Source organism: Mesorhizobium sp. B1-1-6 (genome assembly GCF_006443035.1).
GTDB lineage: Bacteria > Pseudomonadota > Alphaproteobacteria > Rhizobiales > Rhizobiaceae > Mesorhizobium.
Map to the genome: position 1 here is coordinate 234,151 of NZ_VFWR01000012.1, position 6,502 is coordinate 240,652.

Sequence of the window (6,502 nt, forward strand, 5' to 3'; positions counted from 1 at the left end):
AACGAAAACTATCAAAGTATTCAATGCGTTGGGGCCGTGGGAAATGCTTGCAAGAGAAGACCGGCCGCCGCTCTTTGCGTCGGCGTCCATATTTATCATAGGTGCACTCTTCGTGTCTTCCGTTGCTTGGGCGTCCTTTGCCGAGGTGGATGAAATCGCACGCGGCGACGGCAAGGTCATACCTGCTTCCAAAACGCAGATCATCCAGGCCAGCGAGCCGGGCGTCGTCCAGGAAATTGCCGTCAAGATCGGGCAGGTCGTGAAGAAGAACGACCTCATCATCCGCCTCGACAATACGTTCAACACCTCCAGCCTTGGCGAGCAACAGGCCAAGGCACGGGCATTACAGACCCGCATTGCACGGCTGAAGTTCGAGCAGAGCGGCGATCTGCAAGGCGAATTTCCATGTCCGGCCGAAATCCAGAAAGTCGCCCCGGAAATCTGCGACAACGAGCAGAAGCTGCTCGTGGCCCGCCGCGACAACTTCGAAGTCAAGCTGTCGGTTCTCAAGTCGCGCCTCGATCAGCGCGAGAAGGAATTGGACGAGGCGACGGCCAATTCCGATCGCCTCACGAAGAATCTGGTCGTCAGCGACCAGGAGGCAAAGCTGGTCGAAGCCATGGTCAAGAAAGGCCTGATGGCGCGAACCGAGCAACTCCGGGTCGAACGCGAGCAGACCGAGCTCAATGGGCAGCTGACGCTTGCTGGAGAAACCACCAAGAAAGCCAAATCGGCTATCACCGAGGCCCAGCTTCAGGTCGATGAGCTCGGCCTGCAGCTGCAACAGGAGGCGCTGAGCGACCTCACGCAGGCGCTGGCTGACCTCTCGGTGGTCGATGAAACCATTCGCGGCGCGACCGACAAGGTGGCCCGCACCGACATCCGTTCTCCAGTCGACGGTATCGTCAACACGCTTGACATCAATACGGTTGGCGCCTTCGTGCAGCCCGGCGCGGTGGTCGCCGGCATCGTTCCGACTTCGGAGACCTTGCTGGTCGAAGCGCGGGTTTCGCCCCGCGACGTTGCCTTCATCCGGCCGGACCAGGAGGCGCTGATCAAGGTCACCGCCTATGATTTCTCGATCTTCGGCGGCATCGAAGGCAAGGTCTCGAACATCACCGCCGACAGTCTCGTCGACCAGAAGACAGGCGAGCCCTATTATCAGGTGCGCGTCGCGACCGACAGGTCGACGCTGACGCGGGATGGCAAGACCTATTCCATCATCCCGGGCATGATCTGCTCCGTCGACATCAAGACCGGCCGCAAGACGATCCTGACCTACCTGCTGAAACCCATCAACAAGGCACGAGAGGAGGCGATGAGTGAACGATAGCGCCACGCCTCCCGCTGTTCTCGAGCGGTTGCTCGTGCCGATGGCCACGGAAGACCTCGGCATGGAGTTCCGGGTTGTCGCGCGCCGCGGCATCCGCCGCGGCATCCGCCTGGAGCGGACGTTCTGGACGTCGCTCAGGCAGATGGCGGAAAGCCGCAAATGCACGATCGGCATGCTTGTCGATGAGATCGCCGAGAGCCAGCCTCCGGCCGGCAATCTGACGTCGGCGATCAGGGTTGCCTGCATTCGTGACTTGACGGAAGAAAACCTGACGTTGAAGAGGCTTGCGTCGATCAGGACGATCACCGCGATACTGGTCGCCTGCCCCTCGCCCGCCTTCGCCCTTTCATCGTCGAAAAAGATCCTGACCTTCAACGCTCCGTTCCAACAATTGGTAAAGCGCCAATTGCCGACGGCGCCGAGCGATGACGGGCGTCAGGATCTCAGGCTGGCGCTCGATCTCAACGTGGCGGACATCTTCGCGCGGCTGGATGCCAATGGCGAGATTCCGGTCGCCAGCGGGTTCGTCATCGGCGCCGGCGAACGCCGATATCGTGGCCAATTGAATGCCGTGCGAGCACCGCTGGTCGGGCAGGACCTGCTGATGGCATTCGTCAGCGGCTAGCAGCAGTTCCAGGAAAAGTGCGAAACGCTTCCCGGGAAAAGCGTGTAGCGCTTTCCCTTGGGAATTGCGCAAAACAAAGAGATAGAGCGGTTCGGCGTTTTCCATAAAAGCCGGCGAACCGCGGTTGCTCACCGACGGGCAAGCGCTCCAGAAGCCGTGTCGGGCTGCAATCCCTCGCCGGGCGCGACGCCTGCAAAACCGCCCTTGATCTCCGCGACCTGCGCGCTGCCCGATCTCGAACCATGGATCCAGGCTCGGTCCGTGCTGAAGGAATAAAGCGGCACATAATCGGGGAGATCGCTGTCGCGCAGCACGGTGTTGTTGAGGCTGTCGAGAATGAACACGCCACTTGCCGTGCTTACCGACAGGACCGCATGGAAGAATCCCCGCCTACGATCCTGGAGAACAACCAACGCCATGCTTTGCGCGGGGATGCCGGCCCTCAGCAGCGCCGTCATCTTCAGTATGACGAAATCCTCGCAGTCGCCGGCGCGCTTATCGAGCACCTCGGTGGGCTTTGCCCAGTAATCGAGCTTGCCATAGATGACGCTGTCCTTCCTGTAGGCGATCAGGTGATTGATGCCGCTGTTGACGAATGACAGTTTCTCGCTGAACCCTTTGCCCTGTGCCGACGAGATCAGCCTGGCAAAAGCCGCACTCTTCTGCTCGCAGGCACTGCCCGCCGAGCAGCCGACAATTGCCTGGTAGACCGGTGCCCACCGCGCGGCGACGGGAAAGTTATGCATGGACAACGCGACCGAGCCGAACACGCCGGGGATAATCGTTGCCGTCTTGATGGGATCAATTCCGACATTCGCAGGCGCCGGCGCAACGCCCGCTTGGGCATCGTCGATCGTGTAACTCATGGAAACCAGGTCGGGCTGGTATCCTACCGCCGGTCGCCAAGGCTGGAATCTTTCCAGGGAAACGCCGCCCAGGCTGGGCGGCATCCGCACGTCTTCAACAAGCCCGCCGACCGAAGCGGTGCCCTCTAAATGGACGCTCGCGAGCGATGGCTGCGGCAGGCCTGCGAGGCTGATCGTCAGCAAGAGTAGCTTGAGGCCGGCTGTTCCCGGCGCGGTTTTTTCTTTTTTCATAACGCCCACCTTTTGACTGTGGACGGTACCGATCTTGTCTCAAATTATTGGCAATGAAGGTAGATAATGGCGACGAAACTTGTTTCCGCTATTTTTCGTAAAATTTTATTTGAATTTATACTTCTATTTACCATACAACAGGGGGCGAGGCCTCATCCGCACCGGCACATATCGACTTATATAACAGAATATATGCTCCCAGTTTACCACGCGTAAAAAATGCCATTGTAGGCATATAATGGTATATAAAGTAGATTGACGGACGGTTGCAAAGTAATGGTTGCCGCTGTCTCTTTCGGGGAAATGCCGGAGGGGTACAAGCAATGACCATCAATAACGAATTGGACGCCGTTTCGGGTTCGTGGGACGAGCATTCCATGGCCAGTGAACGTCACGACCAGACCTCGCCGGCAGAGTTCCAGGTCGCACAGGCGGCTTCGACGCAACAGGCCGCGCCGGCAGCGGCCGAACCAGTGCCGGTCGATGTGGGCAGTGGCGCGCCGGCGGAAGCACCCGCGGAGGCGAAGGCCCAGGCGGCAGCCGCGCCGCACGAATACGTCGCCGACGCCGGCAACGTCGTGAAGCTTCCGGCGAACGTCTCGATCGACAACATCAAGGTCGACGGCCACAATCTCGTGCTCGAACAGGCCGACGGCTCGGTCATCGTGATCAAGGACGGCGCGCTCAACGTGCCGACCTTCGTACTTGGTGACGTCGAGGTGCCGCGCGTCGCCTTGATCGCCGCGCTCGAGGCGAGCCATGTGGATGTCGCCTTCGGCGCCGATGGTTCGATGTCGGCTGGCCCTGGAGGTTCGACCTCGAGCGCCGGTGGAAATTTTGAAATTCCTCCTGGCGGCATCGGCGATGGATTTGATCTTTCGGCGCTCTTGCCGCCGACCGATCTGCAGTTCGGGCAGGCTGAGAGGCGGGAACTGTTCCTTCCCAATGCGAACCCGGAATTTGGCGATCTCACCGTCCGCGTGTCGGAAGAAGGGCTTTCCGGCGCAAACCCGGACGGCGATCCCGGCTCACCCTTCGACGAATCGAATCTTTCGGTGATCAACGGCAGCTTCGGCGCTACGGATCCCAATGGCGATCCGCTGACCTACGGCCTCGGAGTGCCTGCCACGACGCTTACCTCGCACGGCACCGACGTCGTGTGGGAACTGGTCGATTCGACGCATCTCGTCGGCAGGGTCGGATCGGACGTTGTGATCAGCGTCACCATCACGGATGCGAGCACGGGAACCTTCCAGATCGCCCTGCTCGGTCCCCTCGACCACCCGCTGGCCGGCTTCGAGGATGACCTCTCCATCGTCGTCCCGGTTACCGTGCAGGACCCGTTCGGCGGCTCGGCAACGGCCAACATGACCGTGATCGTCGAGGACGACAGCCCTGCCCTGACGGTGGGCAACACGGCAGCCAGTTCCGCGGTGCTCGATGAAAGCAACGCCGGTTCGCCGGCTGGCTTTCCGATCGATGTGACGAGCGCCAACCCGATTATTTCCGTTGCATCCAATTTCGGTGCCGACGGCGCCGCCGCCGGCGGCGGCATCGCCTATGCGCTGGGCCTGACCGGCAATGTCGCATCGCTCGATTCGGGCCTGAAGACGGCCATTGGCGATTTTGCGATCACGCTGCAGCAGACCAATGCGACGACGGTCACCGGCACTTATCAGAACGGCGGCACCCACACCGCCTTTACCATCGTCATCAACGGCAATGGCACGCTTACGGTCACCCAATACGCTCCGCTGGAGCACCCTGTCGATGGATCGAGCGCTGCTGCCCATGACGACGTGCTGACCCTCTCGGGCAAGATCACAGCCTCGGTGACCGTCACCGACTTCGATGGCGACAGCGCATTCGGCGGTGCCCAGATCGGCGGCGCGATCCAGTTCCACGACGATGGACCTTTGGTGACAGTCGTCGCCGACGCCGGCGCCGTGGTCTCACTCGACGAAACGCAGGCCTTGAGCATGGCGGCTGCGATCAACACAGGAACCATCGTCAAGGGCGATGATCCCGATATCGGCGGTACCGGGGCGATCACCTCCGGCACCAGCAACGGCGCCCTGGTCAATGTGACGGCGCTGTTCGGCGGCGACGGCCCGGCGGCAAGCACCGCCACCGTCTATCAGCTGAGCGTCACGAACGCCGTTTCCGGCCTGACCGTCACCGACGGCTCAACGATCACCTTGCAGACGCTTGCGAACGGAGTGGTTGTCGGAGTCGTGCAGGGCGGCGCGTTCAAGGGCGAGGCCGCGTTCGCGCTGTCGATCGATCCGGCCACCGGCAAGGTGACCGTCGAGCAATATCTGTCGCTCCACCATTCCGACACCGGTAATCCCGACGACACGGTTGCACTCACCTCCGGCTCGCTGGCCGTGAAGGTCACGATCACGGATAGCGATGGCGACTCCGCCAGCGCCAGCGCCGACGTCTCGGGCCAGATCAGTTTCGACGATGACGGGCCGAAGGTGACGGCTGTCGCCGCCACCGGCGTTACGGTAGCGCTTGACGAGACGGCGACCACGAGCACCCCGGCTGGGATCGACACTGGTACGGTCACCAAGGGCGAGGATCCCGATGTCGGCGGCACCGGCGCGATCGCGCACGGCACCAGCGACAGTGCCTTCGTCAACATCACGGCGCTGTTCGGCGCCGACGGTCCGGCCGTTTCGGGCAGCACCGTCTATGCGCTAAGCGTCACCAATGCGGTCTCCGGCCTTGCCGTCACCGACGGCTCGCTGATCACCTTGCAGACGCTGGCCAACGGCGTCGTGGTCGGCGTCGTGCAGGGCGGAACATTCAATGGCGATGCGGCGTTTGCGCTGTCGATCGATCCGGCCACCGGCAAGGTGACCGTCGAGCAATATCTGTCGCTTCATCATTCGAACGCCTCCAATCCGGACGACACGGTGGTGCTGGGCCTGCATTCGGTCGCAGTGAGCGTGACCGTCACCGATGGCGACGGCGACACCGCCAGCGCCAGCGCCGATGTCTCGGGCCAGATCAGCTTCGACGACGATGGTCCGAGCCTGACCATCTCGCAGCCGAACGGTGCCTTGAACGGCCTGTTCCTGGACGGCTTCGTTCCCAATGGCGACGCCTGGGGCGCCGGCAGCGGCACCACGACCGGTCCCGCCGGCGCCTGGACCGTCACGGCTTCGCCCTACGAAGGCGCCAGCAGCATCGAATTGCAGAAGGTCGGTGACGGCTATCGCGGTGCAGACAGCCCGACCAACAGCGTTATGGTCGACCTCGAGGCCAGCCCCGGCAACATCCAGATCTCGCAGACCATGCTGCTCAGCGCCGGCGAATACCGCATCTCCTTCGAGATCGGCGCCGCCAACGACACCAGCCTCCCACACAGCGCCAAGCTCGAAGTGCTGTGGAACGGCGTCTCGGTCGGAACCTACGATCCCACGTCGGGCGTCATGCAGA

4 protein-coding genes are annotated in these 6,502 nt (G+C 61.9%); 3 read left to right on the plus strand and 1 reads right to left on the minus strand.

Annotated features, from left to right (window positions below):
• Positions 1-43 precede the first annotated feature (43 nt).
• The gene (locus FJ979_RS23890; RefSeq protein WP_140497322.1) at positions 44-1,333 is read left to right on the plus strand and encodes an HlyD family type I secretion periplasmic adaptor subunit; all 1,290 of its coding nucleotides are present in this window, start codon (positions 44-46) and stop codon (positions 1,331-1,333) included.
• Positions 1,323-1,958, plus strand: a complete 636-nt coding sequence (locus tag FJ979_RS23895; RefSeq protein WP_140515174.1) for a ribbon-helix-helix domain-containing protein — start codon at positions 1,323-1,325, stop codon at positions 1,956-1,958. The genes FJ979_RS23890 and FJ979_RS23895 overlap by 11 nt, the downstream gene beginning before the upstream one ends.
• Before the next feature lie 128 nt (positions 1,959-2,086).
• Here FJ979_RS23895 and FJ979_RS23900 read toward each other — a convergent pair whose 3' ends face one another.
• Positions 2,087-3,055 carry a transglutaminase-like cysteine peptidase gene (locus FJ979_RS23900; protein WP_140515173.1) on the minus strand — a complete coding sequence of 323 codons (969 nt, stop codon included), beginning with the start codon at positions 3,053-3,055 and terminating at the stop codon, positions 2,087-2,089.
• A 323-nt stretch (positions 3,056-3,378) separates the two neighbouring features.
• Here FJ979_RS23900 and FJ979_RS23905 point away from each other — a divergent pair.
• A partial coding sequence (locus FJ979_RS23905; RefSeq protein ID WP_246679370.1) for a DUF5801 repeats-in-toxin domain-containing protein occupies positions 3,379-6,502 on the plus strand: 3,124 nt, incomplete at its 3' end.